The organism is Hydrogenophaga sp. UC242_50, from assembly GCF_042697355.1.
Classification (GTDB): Bacteria; Pseudomonadota; Gammaproteobacteria; order Burkholderiales; family Burkholderiaceae_C; genus Hydrogenophaga.
This window is the reverse complement of record NZ_CP170553.1, coordinates 1,109,853-1,133,057: the sequence shown is the minus strand read 5'-3', so window position 1 is coordinate 1,133,057 and position 23,205 is coordinate 1,109,853. Positions and strand designations below refer to the sequence as shown.

At 69.0% G+C, this 23,205-nt stretch carries 21 protein-coding genes and 3 pseudogenes; 9 read left to right on the top strand and 15 right to left on the bottom strand.

The features are described from left to right. Positions 1-26: 26 nt before the first annotated feature. The 7 genes and pseudogenes from ACFJGX_RS05785 to ACFJGX_RS05755 all read right to left on the bottom strand — a co-directional run bounded on the left by ACFJGX_RS05785 (position 27) and on the right by ACFJGX_RS05755 (position 6,653). A pseudogene (locus tag ACFJGX_RS05785) lies at positions 27-1,110 on the bottom strand (FecCD family ABC transporter permease). Then, positions 1,107-1,604 carry a hypothetical protein gene (locus tag ACFJGX_RS05780; RefSeq protein ID WP_382322347.1) on the bottom strand — a complete coding sequence of 166 codons (498 nt, stop codon included), beginning with the start codon at positions 1,602-1,604 and terminating at the stop codon, positions 1,107-1,109. The pseudogene ACFJGX_RS05785 and the gene ACFJGX_RS05780 overlap by 4 nt, the downstream one beginning before the upstream one ends. After that, on the bottom strand, positions 1,601-2,485 hold the full coding sequence (locus tag ACFJGX_RS05775; RefSeq protein ID WP_382322348.1) for a hemin ABC transporter substrate-binding protein: 885 nt from the start codon (positions 2,483-2,485) through the stop codon (positions 1,601-1,603). Before ACFJGX_RS05775 ends, ACFJGX_RS05780 begins: the two co-directional genes overlap by 4 nt. A 32-nt stretch (positions 2,486-2,517) precedes the next feature. Further along, positions 2,518-2,925 carry a VOC family protein gene (locus ACFJGX_RS05770; protein WP_382322349.1) on the bottom strand — a complete coding sequence of 136 codons (408 nt, stop codon included), beginning with the start codon at positions 2,923-2,925 and terminating at the stop codon, positions 2,518-2,520. After that, positions 2,922-4,013 (bottom strand): hemin-degrading factor, encoded by a 1,092-nt coding sequence (locus ACFJGX_RS05765; protein WP_382322350.1) that lies wholly within the window; start codon positions 4,011-4,013, stop codon positions 2,922-2,924. Before ACFJGX_RS05765 ends, ACFJGX_RS05770 begins: the two co-directional genes overlap by 4 nt. Before the next feature lie 44 nt (positions 4,014-4,057). Next, a complete protein-coding gene (locus ACFJGX_RS05760; protein WP_382322351.1) occupies positions 4,058-4,390 on the bottom strand; it encodes a hypothetical protein in 333 nt (110 codons plus the stop codon). A gap of 19 nt (positions 4,391-4,409) precedes the next feature. Next, a complete protein-coding gene (locus tag ACFJGX_RS05755; RefSeq protein WP_382322352.1) occupies positions 4,410-6,653 on the bottom strand; it encodes a TonB-dependent hemoglobin/transferrin/lactoferrin family receptor in 2,244 nt (747 codons plus the stop codon). A gap of 198 nt (positions 6,654-6,851) precedes the next feature. Here ACFJGX_RS05755 and bfr point away from each other — a divergent pair, with 198 nt between their 5' ends. From bfr to ACFJGX_RS05740, 3 genes are all read left to right on the top strand, one after another. After that, on the top strand, positions 6,852-7,328 hold the full coding sequence (gene bfr, locus ACFJGX_RS05750; RefSeq protein WP_382152838.1) for a bacterioferritin: 477 nt from the start codon (positions 6,852-6,854) through the stop codon (positions 7,326-7,328). Between the two features lie 141 nt (positions 7,329-7,469). Further along, the gene (locus ACFJGX_RS05745; protein ID WP_382327985.1) at positions 7,470-7,694 is read left to right on the top strand and encodes a bacterioferritin-associated ferredoxin; all 225 of its coding nucleotides are present in this window, start codon (positions 7,470-7,472) and stop codon (positions 7,692-7,694) included. 228 nt (positions 7,695-7,922) lie between these two features. Beyond that, positions 7,923-10,250, top strand: a complete 2,328-nt coding sequence (locus ACFJGX_RS05740; RefSeq protein ID WP_382327983.1) for an NADP-dependent malic enzyme — start codon at positions 7,923-7,925, stop codon at positions 10,248-10,250. Between the two features lie 21 nt (positions 10,251-10,271). On the opposite strand, the gene ACFJGX_RS05735 is transcribed toward ACFJGX_RS05740, so the two are convergent. Beyond that, the gene (locus ACFJGX_RS05735) at positions 10,272-10,472 is read right to left on the bottom strand and encodes a hypothetical protein (protein ID WP_382322355.1); all 201 of its coding nucleotides are present in this window, start codon (positions 10,470-10,472) and stop codon (positions 10,272-10,274) included. Between ACFJGX_RS05735 and ACFJGX_RS05730 the strand changes: the two genes are divergently transcribed. Both ACFJGX_RS05730 and ACFJGX_RS05725 read left to right on the top strand, forming a co-directional pair. Beyond that, on the top strand, positions 10,471-10,893 hold the full coding sequence (locus tag ACFJGX_RS05730; protein WP_382152827.1) for a ribonuclease domain-containing protein: 423 nt from the start codon (positions 10,471-10,473) through the stop codon (positions 10,891-10,893). The two genes, ACFJGX_RS05735 and ACFJGX_RS05730, sit on opposite strands and share 2 nt — an antisense overlap. Before the next feature lie 54 nt (positions 10,894-10,947). Then, positions 10,948-11,343 (top strand): annotated as a pseudogene (locus ACFJGX_RS05725) (barstar family protein); the annotation flags it as partial. 196 nt (positions 11,344-11,539) lie between these two features. On the opposite strand, the gene rsmA reads toward ACFJGX_RS05725, so the two are convergent. The 4 genes from rsmA to ACFJGX_RS05705 are packed head-to-tail and all read right to left on the bottom strand — an operon-like array spanning position 11,540 to position 16,192. Next, entirely contained in the window at positions 11,540-12,313 is a 774-nt protein-coding gene (gene rsmA, locus ACFJGX_RS05720) for a 16S rRNA (adenine(1518)-N(6)/adenine(1519)-N(6))-dimethyltransferase RsmA (protein WP_382322356.1), read from the bottom strand. 34 nt (positions 12,314-12,347) lie between these two features. After that, the gene (locus tag ACFJGX_RS05715; RefSeq protein ID WP_382327981.1) at positions 12,348-13,673 is read right to left on the bottom strand and encodes a peptidylprolyl isomerase; all 1,326 of its coding nucleotides are present in this window, start codon (positions 13,671-13,673) and stop codon (positions 12,348-12,350) included. A 52-nt stretch (positions 13,674-13,725) separates the two neighbouring features. Next, entirely contained in the window at positions 13,726-13,980 is a 255-nt protein-coding gene (locus ACFJGX_RS05710; protein ID WP_382327979.1) for a hypothetical protein, read from the bottom strand. Further along, positions 13,940-16,192: an LPS-assembly protein LptD gene (locus ACFJGX_RS05705; protein ID WP_382327977.1), complete on the bottom strand. Its 2,253-nt coding sequence runs from the start codon at positions 16,190-16,192 to the stop codon at positions 13,940-13,942. The genes ACFJGX_RS05710 and ACFJGX_RS05705 overlap by 41 nt, the downstream gene beginning before the upstream one ends. A 144-nt stretch (positions 16,193-16,336) precedes the next feature. Here ACFJGX_RS05705 and ACFJGX_RS05700 point away from each other — a divergent pair, with 144 nt between their 5' ends. Next, positions 16,337-17,428: an aminoglycoside phosphotransferase family protein gene (locus tag ACFJGX_RS05700; protein WP_382327975.1), complete on the top strand. Its 1,092-nt coding sequence runs from the start codon at positions 16,337-16,339 to the stop codon at positions 17,426-17,428. Positions 17,429-17,430: 2 nt separating this feature from the next. Then, positions 17,431-18,166: pseudogene (locus tag ACFJGX_RS05695) on the top strand (16S rRNA (uracil(1498)-N(3))-methyltransferase). Between the two features lie 5 nt (positions 18,167-18,171). On the opposite strand, the gene ACFJGX_RS05690 reads toward ACFJGX_RS05695, so the two are convergent. Further along, entirely contained in the window at positions 18,172-19,731 is a 1,560-nt protein-coding gene (locus ACFJGX_RS05690) for a methyl-accepting chemotaxis protein (RefSeq protein ID WP_382322359.1), read from the bottom strand. Positions 19,732-19,853: 122 nt separating this feature from the next. After that, positions 19,854-20,570, bottom strand: coding sequence for an aspartate/glutamate racemase family protein (locus tag ACFJGX_RS05685; protein WP_382322360.1), 717 nt, complete (start codon positions 20,568-20,570; stop codon positions 19,854-19,856). A 24-nt stretch (positions 20,571-20,594) separates the two neighbouring features. On the opposite strand from ACFJGX_RS05685, the gene ACFJGX_RS05680 reads away from it, so the two are divergent. Beyond that, a complete protein-coding gene (locus tag ACFJGX_RS05680; RefSeq protein WP_382327973.1) occupies positions 20,595-21,770 on the top strand; it encodes an MFS transporter in 1,176 nt (391 codons plus the stop codon). 41 nt (positions 21,771-21,811) lie between these two features. Continuing rightward, positions 21,812-22,339 carry a YidB family protein gene (locus tag ACFJGX_RS05675; protein ID WP_291121853.1) on the top strand — a complete coding sequence of 176 codons (528 nt, stop codon included), beginning with the start codon at positions 21,812-21,814 and terminating at the stop codon, positions 22,337-22,339. A gap of 8 nt (positions 22,340-22,347) precedes the next feature. Here the strand turns inward: ACFJGX_RS05675 and ACFJGX_RS05670 are convergent, their stop codons facing one another. Continuing rightward, entirely contained in the window at positions 22,348-23,205 is an 858-nt protein-coding gene (locus tag ACFJGX_RS05670) for an alpha/beta hydrolase (protein WP_382152802.1), read from the bottom strand.

Below are 23,205 nucleotides of genomic sequence, written 5' to 3'. Positions count from 1 at the left end.
CCAGTCGGCGTCGAGCAGGCGCGCGTTCACAGGCGCCTCCCGTGCGCGCCGCGCAGCAGGAGCAGGAAGAAGGGCACGCCCACCACCGCGGTGAGCACGCCCAGCGGCAGCTCGGCCGGTTGCAGGAGGGTGCGCGCGACCGCGTCGGCCAGCAGCACCAGCACCGCGCCCAGCAGGGCCGAGCCGGGCAGCACCCAGCGGTGGTCGGGCCCGGCCACCAGGCGCACCATGTGTGGCGCCACCAGGCCGATGAATCCGATGATGCCGGTGGTGGCGGTGACCGCGCCCACGGCCAGCGCCGTGACCACGATGGCGATCTGCTTCACGCGCTCGACCGACACGCCCAGCAGCACCGCCTGCGCCTCGCCCAGCGCGAGCGCGTTGAGCGGGCGCGCCAGCCGCAGCCCGATCCCTCCGGCCACGAGCGTGATGCCGCCCACCAGCGCGACGGCGCTCCAGCGCGCGCCGCCCAGGCTGCCGAGCAGCCAGAACTGCAGGTTGCGCAGCTGTTCGTCGGTGCGCCAGGAAACTCAGCAGGCCCAGCCCCGCGCCGGCCAGCGCGTTGACCGCGATGCCGGCCAGCAGCATCAGCCCCACGCGCGTGCCGCCTTCGCCGCGCGAGAGCAGGTAGATCAGCACGGTGACCGCCAGGCCGCCGCCGAAGGCCATGAGCACCAGCGTCCAGCTGCCCAGCGAACGCGGCAGGTCGGGGAACCAGAGGTTGCCCATGACGATGGTGGCGCCCGCCGCGAGCGCCGCGCCGCTGCTCACGCCGATCAGGCCCGGGTCGGCCAGCGGGTTGCGGAACAGGCCCTGCATGAGCGCGCCGGCCAGGCCCAGGCCGGCCCCGGCGGCCAGGCCCAGCACCAGGCGCGGCAGCCGGATGTTGAAGAACACCAGCTCGGCGCCGCTGCCGCCGGGCGCGGTGGTGGTCACCGCGCCCAGCAGCACGCCCGGCAACTCGCTCAGCGGCAGGCTGTAGGCGCCCTGGCCCGCCGCCCACAGCAGCGTGAGCATCAGCAGCGCGCCCAAACAGAGCAACAGGCTCGGGCCGGAGAGGCGGCGCGGCGTCCAGCGCAGGGCCGCCACCGCCGGCGCGGCCGCGTTCACGAGCGGTCCTCCATGCGCTGCTCGCCGGGCTGGCGCTGCGCCGACACGTCGGGCCACCAGGCCACGCGGTCGATCAGGTGCAGCACGTTGCCGTCGATGTCGCTGAGCGTGAGTTCCCACGCGCCCCAGGGCTGCCAGCGCGGCGACTCGCCTTCGAAGCGGTGCGCGTGCAGCGGCTTGCGCCCGCCCAGGCCGGTGCGGCAGGGGCGCAGCACGGCCGCGCGCAGGCTGGCGTGCAGCACGTGGATGCGCGGCACCTCGACGCGGTGGTGGCCGGGCGCGAAGCCCCGGTCGCCCGGCGTGGGCCGTTCCCAGCGCCCAGGCGTGGCGGCGCAGGCCCAGAGCTGCACCTGCAGCGGGCCGTGCGCCACCAGCGCGCACACGCCGGGAATGTGCTGCCGGCATTCGAAGCCCAGCACCTCGGTGTAGTCGGCCACCGCGCGGTGCAGGTCGGGCGTGCGCACGTTGGCGAGGTCGTGGCGCACGGCGTTCATGTCTTCACCACCTGGTCGTGCAGGCGCCCCACCACCTCGGGCAGGCGCGGGCCGAAGCCGAGCAGCTCCAGCGCGTCCAGGTGCACCAGGGTCTTGGCGGACGTGCGGCGCTGGAAAGCCGGCGTGAGCGCGAGTTCGGGGCGCTGCCAGAACTTCGCTTCGCCGCCGATGGCTTCGATGCCTTGCGTGGTGGTCAGGATCAGGTCGGGCGCGGCCTGCGCCATGGCCTCGGCCGTCATCGGCCGGTAACCCTGGAAACCGCCGAGCGCGTTGCGCGCGCCGATGAAGCGGATCAGCGCATCGGCCGCCGTCTTCTCGCCCGAGACCTGCGGGCTGCCGCTGTGCGAGAGCACGAACAGGATCTTCGGCCCCGGACCCTTGGCGGCTTGCACGCGCGCGCTCACGGCCTGCCAGCGCGCATCGAGCCGGGCCTGCAGCTCGCGCGCGGCGGCTTCGCGGTTCGAGGCGCGGCCCACGGCGGCGATCTTGCGGCGCACCTCGTCCCAGGTGTGGTCGGACGCCACCAGCTCCACGCGCACACCGGCGCTGCGCAGCTGGTCGATCACCACCGGTGGGCCGGCGTCGGTGCCGGCGATCAGCGCGTCGGGCCGCAGCGCGAGCAGGCCTTCGGCCGAGAGCTGGCGCATGTAACCCACCTTGGGCGTGGCCTGCGCCGCCGCCGGGTACAGACTGGTGGTGTCGGTGCCGACCAACTGGTCCTGCGCGCCCAGCGCGTAGACCACCTCGGTGATGCCGCCGCCCACCGTGATGAGACGCGGTGCAGGGGGGGCCGCCATCAGACCCAGGGGCGACCCCGCTGCCGCCATGGCCGAGAGGGCCTGCAGCGCGCGCCGGCGCGAGAGGGAGGAGGAATTGAACATCGGGGGTTCCCTGGAAACTGGAGAAAAGGCGTTCAGGGCAGACGGCCCACCGGCGCGAAGCCGGGCGTGTTCTGCCCGATGTGCCAGCACACGCCCGAGGGGTCGATCACCACGAACTCGGTGATGCCCCAGGGCTGCGCCGTCACCGGCGTGATGCGCGCGCCGTAACGGCCCGCGAGGTCCTGCGCCTCGACGTGCGCGCGCCAGGCGTGCACATCGGTCACCAGCAGGTGCATGACGAGGTTCTCGGCCAGCGCCTGTTCGTAGAAGTCCTGCAGCAGGAAGGGACAGTCGCCGACGCAGAAGTACGCCACGCCCCCACCCTCGGAACGCTGGGTGAAGCCCAGGTCGGCGTAGAAGCGCTTGGACAGCGCGAAGTCCTTCGCCGGCACGAAGGCCTTGATCTCGACGGCCTGCAGGGCGGCGGCGGCGGTGCTCATGCGGTCACCGCGCCGCTCGGCTGACCCGCGGCGGCGGCCTGCAGGTGCGCGACGATGTGGCGCCAGGCCTGCAGCTCGCTCTGGCCGGGCTTGCGCGCACCGAAGAACATGGCCATGAGTTCACCGCGCGCGTCGAAGGCCTCCACCGAGGTGACGACGCCGTCGCTGGTCGGCTTCTCGACCACCCACACGTCCTGGATCAGGTCCTCGCGCAGGTGCAGGTTGAAGCCGGGGTCGAGCACGTTGAGCCAGGCCTTGCCCTGGATCTCCATCGGCTCCACGCGCTTCACCGGCCCGGTGTGGATCTGGATGCAGCCCGGGCTGCCCACGAAGACCATGATGGGCGTGCCATCGAAGGCCGCTTCCATCAACAGCTCGCGCACCGCCGCCTTTTCCACGCGGTGCGTGTAGCGGCCCTCGACCAGGCGAAAGCCCTGCTGGCGCTCCAGGCCGAACTGCTTGAGCAGCGGGAAGAACTGGTGCGTGTCGGTCATCGCACCCCAGGCGGTGCCGAACGCGTTGGCGTCCACCAGGGGCTGGGGCGAGGCCGTGCCGGCCGTGTCGCGCGCCACGAATTCGATGTCGCGCTGATCGTCGCTGTGCGCGGCGATCACGCGCTGCCACGCGGCCAGGTCGGTCTGCTCGCGCACGTAGATCTTGTGCACGGCCACGCCGTGGCGGTCGAAGAACTGCAGGCTGGGCGTGCCCATGCCGGGCTGCGACTTGAGCGCCTCGGCCACCACGAAGCCCGCGTGCCACTGGTTGAAGAACAGGCGCAAGTCGATCTGCTCGCCCAGCGCCAGGCCCACGGGCCCGCTGGCCGAGACCTTCTGGTACACGCCGGTCTTCTCGTGCACCACGCTCTCGTTGCGCGTGAGGGCCATCAACGGGCCGCAGGCTTCGAGCGACTGCAGCAGGCCCAGCCAGTCGGGCTTGAGCGCGATGGCCTGCAGCGGCGCGCCGTGCGCGCCGCGGTGCGCGGCGATGGCCGCGCCTTCGCTCAGGCCCAGCGCTTCGGCGGCCTCCTTGGCCCGCAGGCCGCTGGCGCGCATGCCCTGGAAGGCGGTTCGGATGTCGTGGGCATTCATGTGCTTCTCCTGGAAGTGGGGTGGGGCCGGCGCGCGTCGGTCGGTCACTGCACGCGGGCGGGAACGGGGTGCCACAAGGGCGTGGGCGTGGCTTCGACGGCCATGGCCTCGGCGGTGTGCTCCAGCTCGAGCTGCCAGCGCGTGCGCAGGTTCGCCAGCATGGTCTGCATCGGCGGCGAGAGCTGCGGGTGCGCCGAGAGGTACAGCAGGTTGGACACCAGCTTGCGCGCCATGCACGGGCGGTGCGGGCAGTCGCGCGCGCTCTGCGCGTAGCCGGTCATCAGCGCCAGGGTGCCCGCGAGCAAGGCCTCCACGCTGGGCAGGGTGTACTCCTCGTCGGCGGTCGTCTCGGTGTGGTGGTCGGCTGCGGCGGGCATGGTGGCTCCTGTGAGGTGGCTAGAAGTCGGTGACGAGCGCCACCGAGAAGCTGCGGCCTGGCGCGGTGTAGGCGTCGAGCACGGGCGAGTTCGCGGCCACGCCGACGACGTTGGTCCACTCCCAGTACTTGCGGTCCGTCACGTTGTGGATCGCGGCGCTGAGCCGCGTGGCCTTGCTGACCTGCCAGCTCGCGCGCAGGTCCAGCGTGGTGGACGAAGGCGGTGCAAACTGGTTGGCCAGGTTGGCGTAGTTGATGTCGCTGGTGGACTTCTTCATCGTGTGCGCGACCACGGCGCCCAGCTTCCAGTCGCCCACGCGCTGGTCCACGCCGAGCAGCAGGCGCGCCGGGTTGACCGTGTTCAGCGGTGCGCCCAGGCGGGTGTCCTTGCCCTTGGTCTGCGCATAGGCCAGGCGCAGGTCGGTGGCCGGGCCGAGCGCGAACTTGCCCTTGAGTTCGAAACCGCTCAGGCGCACCTGGCCGCGGTTGACGGCCTGGTAGGTCAGGGGGTTGAGCGGGTTGCCCGCCTGGCCGCCCACCACCACGAGCTCTTCGATGAAGTCCTTGTAGCGGCCGGTGAACACGGCGGCCTCCCACTGCACCGGACCCACCTTGTCGCGCGCGCCGAGCTCCAGCGTGCGGCTGCTCTCGGGTTTGAGGTTGGGGTTGGGAATCGTGCGGTAGCTCGCGAGCGTGTTCTGGAAGTAGTTGTTGAGCTGCAGCGCGCTCGGCGCCTTGAAGCCGGCCGCGAGGTTGGCGAACAGGTTCAGCTCGGCGCCAGGGCGGAAGATCGCGCCCAGCTTGGGCGAGAGCGCCGAGTCCGACAGACTGGCCGGCTGCAGCGGGTACAGCGGACTGCCCTTGGCCTTGAGATCGAAACGGTCGTAGCGCAGCGCCGGGATGATGCTCCAGCGCTCGCTGGCGAACTCGCTCTGCACGAACAGCGCGGTGTTGGTCTCGCTGGTGGACGGGAAGCGCTTGAGCGGGTAGCTCTCGTAGGCGGGCGCACCCACGCCGGTGACGATGTTGTCCATCTTCGCGACCGACACGTCCACGCCGTAGACCAGCTTCTGCCCCCAGTCGGCGCCCAGCGATCGGGCCTTCTCGGCCTGCAGCACGCCTTGCCAGAGCTTCTCGGTGTAGGTCACGTCGCGCACGCGGTAGGTGGGCGCGGCGCTGCGCCGCTCGGTCGAGACCTCCTGCGATTCGGCCTGCTGGTAGCCCACGGTGGCGCGCAACTCGTCGGCCCAGGCCGAGCTCACCTTGAAGCGGCCGTCCCAGCTCAGGCGCGTGCGCTCCATGTCGGTGGTGCCGTCCACGTCCTGCGTGGTGACGCCCATGCTGGTCGCGCGGGCCGTGTAGGCCTCGACCTCGCCCGACTTGTCCACGTGTTCCAGCGTGAGGGTGTGGCGCTGGCCCGCGCCGGGGGTGAGCACCACCTTGCCCAGCAGCGAGACGTTCTTGTCCTTCTGCGGGTTGGGCGCGGTGCGCGTGCTGTTGAGCGATTCGTTGGTGCCCTGGTTGTCCAGCTCGCCGCTGCGACCGACCTGCACGCTGCCCAGCCATTGCAGCGTGTCGTTCGGCGCGCCGACCAGCGTGACACCGACGCCGCGGCTGTCATCTTCGCTGTCGGCCTTGAGCCCCACGCGGCCACCGAAGGTCTTGCCCGGCTGGAGCAGGTCCTTGGGTTCGGTGGTGAACATCGCGACCATGCCGGCCAGGCCATCGGAACCATACAGCGCGGAGTTCGCGCCCCGCACGATTTCCACGCGCGAGATCAGGCCCAGGTCGTAGTAGTCGCGGCCGAACGAGGCCGAGCCGAACACGCCGCTGGAGAGTTCGCGCGGCACGCGGATGCCGTCGACCGTGAGCAGCACGCGGTTGCCTTCGAGACCCCGCAGGTTGAAGCCCGCGTTGCCATCGCGCCCGGTCGAGCCGGTGACGCCGCCGAAGCGCTGCGGCGCGCGGCGCACGCTCATGTTGGGCACCTCGCGCACGAGGTCGCGGATGTCCTGCACGCGCGCGGGGTCGAGGTCCTCGCCCGTGATCACGTCGATGCTGGCGGGCACCTCCTCGATCGCGCGCTCGCTGCGCGAGCCGCTCACCACCAACTCGCGCAAGGTGGATGCCTGAGCCACCTGGGTGGCCTGGGGCGCGGTCTGGGCCAGGGCCGGACCGGACAGCAGGGCGAGGCAGGCCAGGCAGAGCGGGCTGAGTCGCAGGGAAGAAAGGGAAAGGGAGACGGGGGAGCGCAAGGGGGTCAAGACGGCACCTGGATCCAGAGGGTGGAGGACAAGGCTGGCGTCACGACCTCAGGCGGGCTGCCGGGTGCGGGCTGGCTGGAGGATCGATTATATGCGAACGATTCTCATTTGCAAGACGTACCGATTCTCAGCACTGAATTGATAGCGCGCTCCGCGCACAATGCGCGCCTGTCAACCAAAAACGAAAGGAGTGGTCCCATGAAAGGCGACGCCCAAGTCATCACCCATCTGCAAGCGCAGCTCAAGAACGAGCTCACCGCCATCAACCAGTATTTCGTCCACTACCGCATGCTCAAGCACTGGGGCCTGGACAAGCTGGCGGCCAAGGAATACGAAGAGTCGATCGGCGAAATGAAGCACGCCGACAAGCTCATGGACCGCATCTTCACGCTCGACGGCCTGCCCAACCTGCAGGACCTGGGCAAGCTGCACATCGGCGAGGACGTGCCCGAGATCCTCAAGAGCGACCTGGGCCTGGAAACCGGCGCGCAGAAGACCATCAAGGACGGCATCGCCCACTGCGAATCGGTGCGCGACTACGTCTCGCGCGACCTGCTGCAGACGATCCTGGACGACACGGAAGAGCACATCGACTTCCTGGAAACCCAGATCGACCTGCTGGACAAGGTGGGCATCCAGAACTACCTGCAGAGCCAGATGGGCTCGGTCAGCTGACCGCTCCCGCCCCAGGCCGTTCCCTTCTTGCCACAGAGCCCCGCCTTTTCGCGGGGCTTTTTTTGGTCTTTTGAATACGATCAATTATCATTTGCGCACACGTTCACCTTGAACCACCCTTTTTCCGTCCCGCCCAGCCCCATGATCGTTTGCGTTTGCCACCGAGTCAGTGACCAGACCATCGCACGTTGTGCGCGGTCCGGCATGGCATTCGACGACATCCAGCTCGAGCTGGGCGTGCGCCCCCAGTGCGGCCAGTGCGAGTCCTGCGCGCGCACCCTGTGGTCGGAGTGCACACCCCACCAGTCGGTGGTGCACCTGCAGCTGCACCCCACCACCCTGCCCGCCCAGGCCGCTGCGGCCTGAGCACCGCAGGGCTTTCCCCCTCCTGACTTTCCCTGCCCGGCCCGCATCGGGCGAAATCGCTGCCGCATACTGCGGCTGGTGGTGTTGGCCTTCGCCATTCCTTCCCGAAAAGTCACAGGCACCCGAACGCTTTACGCGGTTTCACTCACTAGGGTTTTCCCGCCCGGCGCTTTAGAATGCGCAATTCCTTTCCGCATCGCAAGATAACGACCCGCTGGAGACAAGAGCATGAGCATGGAAAACAGCCCTGAGAACAAGCGCGCCGAGCTGCGCCGAGCCGCCCTCGAATACCACGAGTTCCCAGTCCCCGGCAAGGTGTCGATCGCCGCCACCAAGCAGCTCACCAACCAGCGCGACCTCGCCCTGGCCTACTCGCCCGGTGTGGCGGCGCCCTGCGAAGAGATCGTGGCGAACCCGGTCAACGCCTACAAGTACACCGCCCGCGGCAACCTCGTGGCGGTCATCACCAACGGCACCGCCGTGCTCGGCCTGGGCGACATCGGCCCGCTGGCGGCCAAGCCGGTGATGGAAGGCAAGGGCGTGCTCTTCAAGAAGTTCGCCGGTGTCGACGTGTTCGACATCGAGATCAACGAGAAGGACCCGGTGAAGCTGGTCGAAGTGATCGCCGCGCTGGAGCCGACCTTCGGCGCGATCAACCTCGAGGACATCAAGGCGCCGGACTGCTTCTACGTCGAGCGCGAACTGCGCAAGCGCATGAAGATCCCCGTGTTCCACGATGACCAGCACGGCACGGCCATCACGGTGGCGGCGGCGATGCTCAACGGCCTGAAGGTCGCGGGCAAGGACATCGGTCAGGTCAAGCTGGTGACCTCGGGCGCGGGCGCGGCGGCGCTGGCCTGCCTGAACCTGCTGCTCAAGGTCGGGCTCAAGCGCGAGAACGTGTTCGTCACCGACCTGGCCGGGGTGGTCTATGAGGGCCGAGAGGAACTCATGGACGACGACAAGCGCCAGTACATGCAGAAGACCGACAAGCGCAAGCTCGCCGAAGTGATCGTCGGCGCCGATGTGTTCCTCGGCCTCTCGGCCGGCGGCGTGCTCAAGCCCGAGATGGTGGCGTCGATGGCGGCCAAGCCGGTGATCTTCGCGCTGGCGGACCCGAACCCCGAGATCGCACCCGAGGACGCGCACGCGGTGCGCAACGACGTCATCATCGCCACGGGCCGCACCGACTACCCGAACCAGGTCAACAACGTCCTGTGCTTCCCCTACATCTTCCGCGGCGCGCTCGACGCGGGCGCCTCCACCATCACCGATGAGATGGAGATCGCCGCGGTGCACGCCATTGCCGAGCTGGCGCAGGCCGAGCAGAGCGAGGTGGTCGCGGCGGCCTATGCCGGCGAGAAGCTGGCCTTCGGTCCCGAGTACCTGATCCCCAAGCCGTTCGACCCGCGCCTGATGATGAAGATCGCGCCGGCCGTGGCGCAGGCCGCGGTCGACAGCGGCGTGGCCCAGCGGCCGGTGCCCGACATGGCGGCCTACCGCGAGAAGCTGCAGAGCTTCGTGTTCGCCTCGGGCACCATCATGAAGCCGATCTTCTCGGCGGCGAAGGCCGCGGCCCGCAAGCGCGTGGCCTACGCCGAAGGCGAAGAAGAACGGGTGCTGCGCGCCTGCCAGATCGTGGTGGACGAAGGCCTGGCCCGTCCCACGCTGATCGGCCGCCCGGCCATCATCGCCCAGCGCATCGAGAAGTTCGGCCTGCGCCTGCGCGAGGAACTGGACTACGACGTCGTCAACGTCGAGCAGGACGACCGCTACCGCGACTTCTGGCAGACCTACCACCGCATGACCGAGCGCAAGGGCGTGACCCAGCAGCTCGCCAAGATCGAGATGCGCCGGCGCCTCACGCTGATCGGCGCCATGCTGCTGCACAAGGGCGAGGTGGACGGCCTGATCTGCGGCACCTGGGGCTCCACCCAGCACCACCTGAAGTACATCGACCAGGTGATCGGCAAGCGCGAGGGCGGCAGCCCCAGCACCGCCCAGGACGTGCGCATCTACGCCTGCATGAACGGCCTCATGCTGCCCGGCCGCCAGGTGTTCCTGGTCGACACACACGTCAACTACGACCCCACGCCCGAAGAGCTGTGCGAGATCACGGTGATGGCGGCCGAGGAAATGCTGCGCTTCGGCCTGCAACCCAAGGCGGCCCTGCTGTCTCACTCCAACTTCGGCTCCAGCGACGAACCCAGCGCCATCAAGATGCGCCGCACGCTGGCGCTGCTGCGCGAGCAGGCGCCCTGGCTGGAGGCCGACGGCGAAATGCACGGAGATGTGGCACTGGACCCCAACGCGCGCCACACCCTGATGCCCAACTCCACGCTGAAGGGCCCCGCCAACCTGCTGGTGCTGCCCAACATCGATGCCGCCAACATCGCCTACAACCTGCTCAAGACCGCGGCGGGCGGCAACATCGCGGTCGGGCCGGTGCTGCTGGGGGCCGACAAACCGGTGCACATCCTCACCGCCAGCGCCACCGTGCGTCGCATCGTCAACATGACAGCCCTCACCGTGGCGGATGCCAACGTCTCGCGTTGATGCCTCCCAAACAAGCAAGCGCTAACTTTTACACACATTCTCGGCGCGGAGATTTGCTGAATATTTCAGCAGGCGCTTGCTTTTCCCCCCCGGCTCAGGCACACTAGCGCGCTTGGATTTCAGGGTTAACCCGCCCTCCAGTGCGACGCAAAATAATGCTTTGGCATTGCTTTCAGAAGGTGCTGGCGGCGGGTTGATGTCTTCAGGAGCTGGGAATTTCATGGGTCTGAAACAGATCCGGGCTCGTGTCGGGAAGGCCAGGGGAGTGGCCCTCGCCGCCGTTCTGGCGGCGGTACTGGGCACCATTGCGGTGCAGGCCCGCGCCCCGAATGCTTCATGGTCCGATCCGGGTGCCGCGTCGGTGGTGGTCACGGGACTGCCGCCGCAAGGTCAGGACGTGATGAACCAGATCCGGCAAGGCGGGCCCTTCCGATACGACAAGGACGGCTCGGTGTTCGGCAACCGCGAACGCCTTCTGCCCAGCGAGAAGCGCGGGTACTACCGGGAATACACGGTGCCCACGCCGGGTCTGAACCACCGGGGAGCCCGGCGGATCGTGTGTGGCGGGTTGAAGCCCCGGGCCCCTGAAGCGTGTTATTACACCGAAGACCACTACAGCAGCTTTCGGCTGATCGTGCAGTGAACCTTCGGTGGTGTGAACGGATTTTTAACTTTGACCTTAGAAAGAGACGCGGAGATGGACACGCCACTTCGTAACGTACGCCCCAACATCGTTCAGTCGATTCGCGCCCATGGCGTGAAAGACCTGCAGGCCGCGGCCGAGCACCTGGGGCATCACTTCCTGTACGCCAACCTGGCCAAGGCCCAGAGCAAGCAGGACGTGTTGGAGTTGATCGCTGCCCAGTACACCTTGCCGTCGCACTTCGGCAAGAACTTCGACGCGCTCTACGACTGCATGACCGACATGGTCCACAAGTCGGGCCCGCAAACCGGCTTCATCGTGGTGCTGGAGCACATTCCGGCGCACGCCAAGTTCGACAAGGAAGCGCGCGAGCAGCTGCTCGACATCTTCCGCGACGCCGCCGACTACTGGTCGGACCGAAAGATCCCGTTCCGCTGCTTCTATTCGTTCTCCGTGGCGCGCGCGCCCAAGGGCGAAGAGCCGATCGAAGTGCAGACCGACGAGCCCATGCCCACCGACAAGATTCTGGACGTGAGCCCGATGGCGCTGCGCATGAGCAGCCCGTTCAACGCGGGTTACTGGCTGGCCGCCGCCTGATCGCGGTCGTCCCGCTCGCCCAAAAGCCGCTGCAGCCCAGCGGCTTTTTTCATGCCTTTGTGGGGGTGGCCTGCGCCAGCGCGACGTATTCGCTCACCGGCACCTCTTCGGCCCGGCGTTGCAGGTCGAAGTCGCCCGCGAAGCCTTGTTCGTCGAGCCAGCGGCCCAGGGTGTTGCGCAGGATCTTGCGGCGCTGGCTGAACGCCACCTGAACCATCGCCCCATAGCGGGCCACGTCCAGCGCGGGCGGCGCGGCCAGCGGCACCATGCGCACGATGGCGCTGTCCACCCGGGGAGGTGGATCGAAACTCTCCGGCGGCACGAACAGCACGTTGTCCATCGCGTAGCGCCACTGCAGCATCACCGACAGGCGGCCATAGTCCGCCGTGGCGGGGCGCGCCACCATGCGGTCGATCACCTCTTTCTGCAGCATGAAGTGCTGGTCCTGCACGACCGCGACTTGGTCGAGCAGGTGGAACAGGATGGGCGTGGAGATGTTGTAGGGCAGGTTGCCCACCACGCGCAGGCGCCGCTCGGTGTCCAGCCGCTGGGCCAGCGCGCTGAAGTCCACCTTGAGCACGTCCGACTCGATCACGTCGAGCTGGCCGTGCTCGCGCAGGCGCACGGCCAGGTCGCGGTCGAGCTCGATCACCGTCAACCGGCCCAGGCGCTCCACCAGGGGCTGCGTGAGCGCGGCCAGGCCAGGCCCGATCTCGACCATGGCGTCGCCCGGCGCCGGCGCGATGGCGGCCACGATGGCATCGATGATGGCGCTGTCGGTCAGGAAGTGCTGGCCGAACCGCTTGCGGGCGATGTGCTTCATGCGATGGCTGGCGTCGCGCCGCGCGGCAGTGGCCTCACGGCTGCGGCGGGTCGCGGTACTCGACGTAGGCCCGGCTGCGCGTGTCCTGCGTCCAGACCCGCAAGGCGTCTTCGAGCTTCTTCTCGCGCGCCAGCCCGCGCACCATGTCGCGCTGTTCGCGCTGCGTGAGCGTGGCCTGCCGGCGCTCGTCGACGCGGATCAGGTGCACCCCGAAACGCGACACCAGCGGTGCCGACATCTCGCCCGGGCGCAAGGCGTTCATGGCCTGCTCGAACTCGGGCACGAACATGCCCGGCCCGGCCCAGCCGAGGTCGCCGCCCTGGCTGGCCGAGCCGTCCTGGCTGTGCTCGCGCGCAAGCGCTTCGAAGTTGGCCTGGCCGCTGGCGATCTGCTGGCGGAAACCGGCAAGCCGCGCGACCGCGTCCGCCTGGCTCAGTTGCGGCCCTGTGCGCAGCAGGATGTGGCGCGCCCGGGTCTGCGTGACGACGGCGTCGGGCATGCCCGCCTGCTTTTTCTCGATCACCTTGAGCACGTGAAAGCCGGCCGGGCTGCGCAACGGTCCGGCCACGCCGCCCGCGTTGAGCGTGCGCGTGGCGTCCACGAACAGGGTGGGCAGGCGATTGGCGGGGCGCATGCCGAACAGGCCTCCGTTGGCCCGCTCGGGCGCATCGGACGACTCGCGCGCGAGCTGGGCGAAGTCAGCACCGGCGCGGGCCCGATCGGCCACCCCTTGCGCGCGGGCCTGCAGTTCCTGGATGCGCTCGGGCGTGGCGCCCTCGGGCACCGCCACCAGCACGTGGGCGAGGTTGAGCTCCAGGCTCGCGAGGTCGTTGTTGCCACGCTGCTCGCGGATGAAGTCGTCGATGTCCGCATCGGTCACGCGAACGCGGGAATCAACCTGGCGTTCCTGCACGCGCTGCAACAGGATCTGGTTGCGCAGGTTGTTGCGGAAGCGGTTGATGTCGATGCCTTCGGCCGCCAGGCGGCGCCGAAGCTCGTCGGGGCTGAGCTGGTTCTGCGCCGCGATGGCCTGTTCGGCCTGCGTGACGGCGGCTTCGTCGACCGTGATGCCGAGCTCGCTCGCCTGTTGCGTCTGCGCCCGCTCGTTGATGATCTGTTCCAGCACCTCGCGCACCAGCACGTCGCGCGCCGGCATGGCCGTGCCTTCCTGGGCGATCTGCTGCTCCACGCGCAACAGGCGCTGGCGCACCTCGTTGTTGGTGACCGGCTCGGAATTGACCAGGGCAACGATGAAATCGGCCGTGCCCTGCTGGGTCGGCGTGGCGGCTGCGGTGCTGCGCGGCAGGTTGAGCTGGCCCGTGGACCGCAGGCCTTGCGCCTGGGCGGTGCAGGCCCACATGAGGGGCAAGCACAACAACCAGGTGGACAGGCGTGAGGGGGCGGTGTGGCGATCAGTCATATTGTTGGAACCGGCTGGGCGGGTTGATGTCTTCGCGCAGGTACTGGTAGCGCGGCACGTTGTCCTTCAGCGTCTTCAACGGATTGGAGCCGAGGCGGGAGAAGCCGGAGAACTCCAGCTGGAACAGGATACGCTGATTGGCGGAGGAGGCGCTGCGCTGCAGCCGCTCCAGCACGACGCGCCCGATCCAGCAACCGGCATCGTACTCAAAGCCTGCCACCAGATCGACCACCTTGCGGTCGGGCACGCTGTAGTTGATGCGGCCCACGCTGTACCACTGGCCCGCGCCCAGGCCACGGCCGGGGACGCCAGTTTTCGCGGGCGTTTCCCACAGGTCGTTGAGCGGCCACTGCCAGCCGAAGTCGTACTGCTCGCTGCTGCCGCGCTGCAGGCGGTAGGCCGCGCTGAACACGCGGTAGCGGCTGGGCATGTAGCGCACACCGAGCGTGGTGCGGACCGACTCGCCGGCACCTGGGCTGTACTGGAAGTTGGTGTCGACGGTCCAGCGCGGCGTCCACTGCACGCGCGTGCGCCAGCAGGACGTCGCTCAGACGATCCGTCACTGGCGCACCACCCGACAGGGCACTGGTGTTGGGCAGGAAGACGTTCTGGTCGCGGATCAGGTAACGCTGGGCCAGCCCGACGCGCACGATCTCGGCGCCGGAATCCGGATCGAGCAGGCGCGAACTCGCGCCCACGGTGAAGGCGCGCGTGTCCGAGATGCGATCGTTGCCGCCGAACACGTTCTCCGAGAAGATGGTCGCGAAATTGAAGTCGTTCGCGGCCGAATCGTAATTGGGCAGCAGGCGCTGGTCGCGGTAGGGCGTCCAGGTGAAGAAGGCGCGCGGCTCCAGTGTCTGAACGAACGCGCGGCCAAAATAGCTCGTGTCGCGCTCGAAGATGAGGCCGCTGTCCAGGCTGACCGTGGGCAGCACGCGCGAAGCGGTGCGCGAGCCGTCGGCCAGAGGGTTGTCGAAGTGGTACTGCGTGGCGTGCAGTTGCGCGCGTGGCTTGACGAACCAGCCAGGCGTCTCCCAGCGCCGGCTGAGCTCGGCAATGGCGATCGAGCGCGAACCGTTGGGCTGGCGGGTGAGCAACGGGTTGGACTCGAAGCGGGTGTACTCGCTCAGCACCGAGTAGTCCCAGCCGCTCACGCCCCCGATGCGGCCATCGCCGCGGCTGTAGCGCACGGCGACGGAGGGCAGGCGGTCATACGGCGGCGTGATGGGGGCGTCGATGTCCTGCAGGGTCTGCCAGGTGTAGACGCCAGCGCTGACGGCCCAGGGGCCAAGGCCCCAGCTGTAGACTGCATTGCCCGGGAGCAGGCGGTTGGTAAGCGTGCCGAAAGCGCGTGGGAAATCGCGCCAGTAGTTGTCGTCGCTCACGCGGTTGAGGTCCAGCGACAGGCCAGCCGAGCCGCCCAGGCCCAGGCTGGTGTTGCTCAGGTTCTGGTTGTGCTGCAGCGAATAGCCCCAGCGGTCGGCATCGCGCAAGGGATCGGACGGCAGGAACGCCCCACGCACCTGGCCCACGTAGCTCGGCTGCAGGTAGCGCACCTCGGCACCCAACTCCAGGCCTCGCTTGCTCATCAGCGTCGGGTAGATCGTGGCATCGAGGTTGGGCGCGATGTTGAGGTAGTAGGGCAGCGTCAGCTCGAGCCCATTGATGTTGTCCAGGTTGATCGTGGGCGGCAACAGCCCCGACTTGCGCTTGTCGGTCAGCGGAAAGCTGAAGCGCGGCCAGCCCAGGATGGGCACGCCCTTGAACTCCAGCACCCCGCCGGTGGCGGTGCCCATCTCCTCCACGTTGTCGAAATCGATGCGCGTGGCCCGGACCAGCCAGGCGGGCATCCAGTCGGCGCCTGGCGTGCGCGGGCAGGTAGAGTAGCGGGCCTGGTGCGCTGTCGCATGGTCCTCGCCCAGGAAGTCGAGCCGGCTGGCATCGCCCTTGCCTTCGTTCTGGAGCAGTGTGAAATTGGGTTTTTGGAACTGGCCTTTGAAGGTGTCCACGTTGATCTGCAGCTCGGGACCTTCGAAACGATCGCCATTGCGGTTGATCAGCACGTTGCCGGTGGCCTTGGCCTCGCTGTCGCGCTGGTCGAATTCCAGCCGATCGGCACGGATCACGGTGTCATGCCGGCGCAGTTCGGCATTCCCCTCGACGGTGGTGACGCTGTCGGTCTGCCCTTCGATGCGATCGCCCCGGACGAAGGTCGGCGCCTGCTGGCGCGCGTCCTCCGGCAGACTTTCCTGCAACAGGCGGCTGGGCTTGAGGTGCACGGTGGCTTCATCGCCATCGCCCGACTGCGCGCGCACGGCGCCGGGCACGAACAGCGCGCCCCAGGCCATCACGGCCAGCAGCACATGCACCGCGCGCGCCACAGGCGCCGCCACGAATTGCGGGTTGGCGAGGACTCCGTGCGGGCGCTTGGAGGGCAACGGATCGGTGCGGCGGTTCAAGGGTGGAATTCGGTGGTCCGGCTGCCAGAACGGGCCCGGAGGCCAGTCGCCGCGATGCAGGGGGTTTGTAGAATCAAGGGCGATTATCCACTGCCCGACACCCGGACAGGTCGCACGGCCACCCACGTCCCACCACCCGCCTCCATGAGCCCGTCCCACCCCGCCGTCACCTGGGCCGATCCGGTTCGGGAAGCCGCCTTTCACGCCTGGATACAGCCGCTGGCCGCCCGCCTGGGCCTGCTGCCCGGCACCCTGCGCCCCGCCTCGGCCGACGCGAGCTTTCGCCGCTACCTGCGCCTGGACGCGCAAGCCGGCGGCAGCCTGATCGTGATGGACGCGCCACCGGCGCAAGAGAACTGCCAGCCCTTCGTGCACGTGGCCGGTCTGCTGCGCGAGGCCGGCCTGCTGGTGCCCGAGATCCTGGCTTGGGACGAACCGCAGGGCTTCATGTTGCTGAGCGACCTCGGCCACCAGACCATGCTCGACGGCATCGACGCCGAGAGGCCGCAGGCCAACCACGCGCGCTACATGCAGGCGCTGGACGCGCTGCTGGCCTGGCAGCTGGCCTCCAAACCCGGTGTGCTGCCGCCCTACAACGACACCCTGCTGCGCCGCGAGCTGCAGCTCTTTCCCGACTGGTACCTGGCGCAGCACAAAGGCCTCGCGCTCGATGCCACGCAGGCGCAGACACTGCAGAAGACCTTCGACACCATCGTCGCGCACAACCTCGCGGCGCCACAGGTCTACGTGCACCGCGACTTCATGCCGCGCAACCTCATGTTGCCGCTGCAACCCGGTGATACACCCGCGCGCCAGCTCGGCGTGCTCGACTTCCAGGACGCGGTGCACGGCCCCATCACCTACGACGTGGCCAGCCTGATGCGCGACGCCTTCCTCAGCTGGGACGAGGACTTCGTGATCGACGTCACCGTGCGCTACTGGGAAAAGGCGCGCGCGGCCGGCCTGATGGACTTCGAGGACTGGCACAGCGACTTCGGCGCTTTCTACCGGGGCGTGGAGTGGATGGGCCTGCAGCGCCACCTGAAGGTGGCCGGCATCTTCGCGCGCCTCACCCTGCGCGACGGCAAACCCAAGTACCTGGCCGACGCGCCGCGCTTCATCGGCTACATCCGACACACGGCGCACCGTTACCGCGCGCTCGGCCCGTTCCTGAAGATGCTCGACGAGATCGAAGGCCTGCAGGCCGCCTCCGGCTACGCCTTCGGGCGCGTCTGAGCATGCCGCGCTTCCACTGCCCGGCGCCACTGCTCGAGGGCCAGCCCCTTGCGCTGCCCGCCGCCGCGGCGCGCCATGTGCAGGTGTTGCGCCTGCAACCCGGTCAGACCATCACGCTGTTCAACGGCCAGGGCGGCGAGTGGGACGCCACCATCACCCGCATGGGCCGCAGCGACGTGGAGGTAGTGCTCGGCGCGCACCACGCCACCGAACGCGAGCCCGCCCGCGCGGTGCACCTGGCGCTGGGCATGCCGGCCAACGAGCGCATGGACTGGCTGGTGGAGAAAGCCGCTGAACTCGGCGTCGGCCAGCCTGCAGCCGCTGCACACCTCGCACAGTGTGCTGCGCTTGAGTGGCGAACGTGCGACAAAAAAACAGGCGCACTGGCAATCGGTGGCGGTGGCGGCATGTGAACAGTGCGGCGGCAACCGCGTGCCCACGGTGCACCCGGTGAGCGACTTCGCTTCATGGCTGAAGGCGCTTGCGCCCGCCGATGCGGCAACCCCCTCGCTGCGCTGCCTGCTCTCGCTGGCCGAAGGCACGCAGCCGCTGGCGAACGCCTTGGCACAGGCACCGGCCCAGGCGCCGGTCTGCTTCCTCAGCGGCCCCGAAGGGGGCCTGAGCCCGAGCGAAGATGCGCTGGCCCGCGCGGCCGGATTCCTGCCTGTCACGCTTGGGCCGCGCGTGCTGCGCGCCGAGACGGCCGCGCTCGCGGCGCTCACGCTCGCGCTGGGCTGACGCGCTCAGGCCGGCGCGAGCCGGAACACCTGCACGACACCGGCCAGGCGCCGGGCCTGGTCCTTGAGGCTCTCGGCCGCAGCCGCGCTCTCCTCCACCAGCGCCGCGTTCTGCTGCGTCATCTGGTCCAGCTGCGTCACCGCCACGTTCACCTGCCCGATCCCGTCGCTCTGCTCTCCCGCCGCCGCCGTGATCTCCCCGATGATGTCCGAGACCCGCTGCACCGAGCCCACGATCTCGCTCATCGTCTGCCCCGCATCGGCCACCAGCCTGGAGCCCGTCTCCACCTTGTCCACGCTCGCGCCGATCAGCCCCTTGATCTCCTTGGCCGCCTGCGCGCTGCGCTGCGCCAGGTTCCTCACCTCACCGGCCACCACCGCGAACCCACGGCCCTGCTCCCCGGCCCGCGCGGCTTCCACCGCCGCGTTCAGCGCCAGGATGTTGGTCTGGAACGCGATCCCGTCGATCACGCCGATGATGTCGCTGATCTTCTTGCTGCTGTGGTTGATCTCGTCCATGGTCGTGACCACCTGGCCCACCACTTCACCGCCGCGCACCGCGATCTCCGCGGCGCTCGCCGCCAGCTGGTTCGCCTGGCGCGCCGCATCCGCGCTCTGGCGCACCGTGCTGGTGAGCTGCTCCATGCTCGCCGCCGTTTCCTGCAGGTTGCTCGCCGCCTGCTCCGTGCGCGCGCTCAGGTCCTGGTTGCCCGAGGCAATCTCGCCGCTGGCGATCTTCACACCATCGACGCCCTCGCGGATCTCGCTCACGATGCGCGCGAGCCCACTCTGCATGCGCTCGATGCCGGCCAGCACGCGCGCGATCTCGTCGCGCCCCAGGGCCTGCACCTGCGTGCTCAGGTCGCCGCCGGCCACGCGCTCGATCGCGCGCGCCGCCTCGTCCAGCGGGCGCGTGATGCTGCCGCTGACCACGTAACCCAGGCCGAGCGCGAGCACCAGCACCGCCAGCGCGGCCAGCACCGTGACCCACATGGCTTGCCGTTGCAGGCGGGCCAACGCATCGACCATGCCGTCCACGCGCACGCCGACCGCGTTGCTGATCTCGACGAAGGCCTCGTCGGCCGAGCGCACATCGGCCTTGGCCGGCTCCATGGCGCTGTTGGCGCGCCAGGGGTCGTTGATCTCGCCGCGCGTGATGCCCAGGTGGATGGCGTTGACCGCCTCGCGGTACTTCGCGAGGCCCGCGGTCATGCGGTCGAGCGCGGCCTGCTCCTGCGTGTGCAGGCCGGGCCGCAGCTGGGCCAGCTGCCCCAGACCCAGGTCCACCTGCTGTTGCCAGGCCGAGTGGTAGCGCTGCAGGGCCGTTTCGTCGGCCAGGTTGAGAAAGAGGTCCTTCTCATAGCGCCGCATGTTGCCCACGGCGGCGCGCACGTCGCCCAACGACCGCAGGGCGGACACCTCGACCTGCACGAGTTGCTGGCTCGCCGAGACGGCGCGGTCCAGACTGAAGAGCGCCGACAGCGCCACGGTGAGAATGCCCAGCGCGCACAAGGCCAGCAGCAGCGCGAGTTTGGCGCGCACGGAAATGTAGGAAAGCCAGTTCATGGGAGGTCTTTGAGAAGCGGGTGGCGCGAATGCCACCCTTGCTCCTGCTTCGACGCCCGACCGGGCTTCTTGAGCACCGTTACCGCATGCCACCCCGGTGCGGATGGGCTTTCATCAAGCGGTCATGTGCCGGCCGCCGAAACCCCCACGGCCCGCGCCAGCGCCGCGCGAGCGAGCAAGCGGGTGGAGTCCAGCGTGGGCAGGGGCGAGTTCGCGTCGCTCATGATCAGCGGGATCTCGGTGCACCCCAGCACCACGGCGTCGCAGCCCTCCTCGGTCTGCAGGCGCGCGAACACAGCCTGGAAGCGCGCCACGCTCTCCGGCTTGAACACCCCGCAGACCAGCTCGTCCATGATGATGCGGCCGATCTCCTCGCGCTCGGCCACGCTGGGCCGCACCGCCTGCACACCCACCGCGGCGAGCTTCTCGGGATAGACCTCGCTGTCCACCAGCCAGCGCGTGCCGGTGATGCCCAGGCGCCGGTGGCCGGCCTGCACCGCCGCTTGCGCCACCACCTCGGCGATGTGCAGCCAGGGCAGCGGCGAGCGCGGCTCGACATGGTGGAACGCCTGGTGGATGGTGTTGTCGGGGCAGATCAGGAAGTCCGCGCCGGCGGCCGCCAGCTTGTGGGCGGACGCCAGCATGAGATCGGCCACGCCGCGCAGATCGCCCCGGTTCAGACAGTCCACGTAGTCGGCGAGAGAGAGCGAATGCAGCGAGACCTCGGGGTGCGCGTGCGGCCCGAGCAAGGCCGCGCCTTCGACGCAGATGGTGCGATAACAGAGGGCCGCCCCTTCGGCGGAGCAGGCCACGATGCCAATGTGCTGGGTCTTGCGCATACCGCATTGTATAAACGATGACTTATGAACAAAAACCTCTGGCTGCTGGCCGGCGCGCAAGGGCTTTTTCTCACCAACAACGTGGTCTTCATCGCCATCAACGGTCTGGTGGGTCTCGCGCTCGCGCCCCTGGGCTGGATGCGCACGCTGCCGGTGATGGGCTATGTGCTGGGCGGCGCGCTGTCCACGCCCCTGGTGGCGCGCACCCAGAGCGCCTTCGGGCGGCAGGCCTCGTTCCAGATCGGCCTGCTGGTGGCCCTGGCCTCGGCCCTGCTGTGCGCCTGGGCGGTGATGGACCGGAACTTCTGGCTGCTGGTGGCCGCCACCGTGGTCGCGGGTTACTACAGCGCCAACGGCCAGCTCTACCGCTTCGCGGCGGCCGAGCTGAGCGCGCCCGCGTTCCGCGACAAGGCGGTCTCGCTGGTGCTGGCGGGCGGCCTGGTGGGCGCGGTGCTCGGGCCCAACCTGGCCGTGCGCACCAAGGACTGGCTGGGTGCGCCGTTCGCCGGTGCGTATGTGGCGCTGGCCCTGGTGGCCCTGCTCGCCATGGCGCTCATGGCCTTTCTGCGCTTCCCGCCCACGCCGGCCCCGGTCGCCGGCGCCGACCGGGGCCGCCCGCTCTCGGTGATCGTGCGCCAGCCGGTGTTCATCGTCGCCACCGCTGGCGCGGCGCTGGGTTTCGGCGTGATGAACCTGCTGATGGCCGCCACGCCGCTGGCCATGCAGGTCTGCGGCTTTGCGTTCGATGACGCGGCCCTGGTGCTCGAATGGCACGTGATCGGCATGTTCGCGCCGGGTTTCTTCACCGGCCATCTGATCGCGCGCTTTGGCGTGCTCACCATCATGGGCGTGGGCGTGGTGCTCAACATCGCGTGCATCCTGGTGGCGCTCTCGGGCGTGGACCTGCAGCAGTTCCTGATCGCGCTGTTCCTGCTCGGTGTGGGCTGGAACTTCCTCTTCACGGGCAGCACGACGCTGTCGCTGCAGGCCTACCGACCCGAGGAGAAGAACCGCGCGCAGGCCGCGATCAACTTCTGCGTGTTCGCCACCATGGCGCTGACCTCGTTCGCCTCCGGGGCGCTGGTCACCACCCAGGGCTGGCAATGGCTCAACATCGGCTCGCTGGTACCGGTGGGTCTCACCGGACTGGCCCTGGTCTGGCTTGCCTGGGTGCGCCGGCAGGCCCACAATCCCGCCTGACCGCGCGCCCATTCCGGGCGCCCATCACAGGGAACAATGCCATGGGACTTCTGGATTCATTGATCGGTGCCGCCGCCGAGGCCGCTTCGGGCTCGCTGCAGGGACAACAACGGGGCCCCTCCGCCTCCGCCAACGGCCTGCCGGGTGGGATGGACCCGCAGATGCTCATCGCCCTGGTCGGCTCGCTGCTCGCGAGCTCGGGCGGTTTGCAAGGCCTGCTGGCCAAGCTGCAATCGGGCGGCCTCGGTGACGCGGTGCAATCCTGGATCGGCACCGGCGCGAACCAGCCGGTGTCGGGCGACCAGCTCGGCAGCGCGCTCGGCCCCGACCTGATGGGCATGATCGCCTCGCAACTCGGCGGCAGCCCCGCGCAGGCTTCGGGCACCTTGGCCGACCTGCTGCCCGGCCTGATCGACCAGCTCAGCCCCAAGGGGCAGTTGCCGGCCGACAACGACCTGGGGGGTCTCGGTGGGCTGGGCGCCCTGCTCGGCGGGGGCGGTGGTCAGGGTGGCGGCGCTGGCGCGGCCGACCTGATGGGCCTGTTCGGGCTCACACCACCCCGCCGCTGAACCTCGGCTCAGGCCTGCGCGGGCGCGACCACGTCCAGCCAGGCCTTCAGGGTGCCGTACACGGCCGAGGGATCGGCCTCGTTGAAGATCTCGTGGTACAGGCCTTCATAGACTTGGGCATGCACCTTGTCGCGCGGCGCGGCGGCGGCAAACGCCTTGCTGCCCGCAGGCCGCACCAGGCTGTCGGCCCCCGCATACAAAAGCAGCGTGGGCACGCGCCACTGCGCGGCGGCAGCCACCACGGCCGGGCCGTTGCTGTCGATGAACTGCGCCAGCCGCGCGCTGATGCGGTCGTGCACCAGCGGGTCCTTCTTGTAGGCCTCCACCACCGCTGCGTTGTGCGAGATCTTGCTCGCGTCCAGGCCGTTGGAGATGGCGAAGTTGGGCGCGAAACGGTAGAGCAGGGAAATCAGCTTTTTCTGCAGTGCGCCGATGCCAGCGTCCAGCGCGGGCGATGACAGCACCAGCGCGTCGACAGGCGCCATGCGCCGCTGCACGAAGGTGGACGCAACCAGCCCGCCCATGCTGTGGCCCATGAGAATGAGCGGGCAGGCCCAGGGTTCGGCGATGTGGTTGCGCGTGTCCTCCAGCACCTCGGCGAGGTCGTCGAGCAAGGTGTCGTCATCGGGCAGCACACCGCGCGCGCCACCCGACTCGCCGTGGCCGCGCTGGTCGTACGCGCGCACGCAGAAGCCCCATTCGTTCAGGCGCTGCGCCACCGGGTCGTAGCGCCAGGCGTGTTCACCCAGGCCGTGCACGATCAGCACCACCGCGCGTGGGCGCCAGCGCATCGGCAGCGGCCAGTCGAACAGGGCCAGGTTCAGGCCATCGCGGAGGGTGAAAGGCGCCTGGGTGGTGTCGGACAT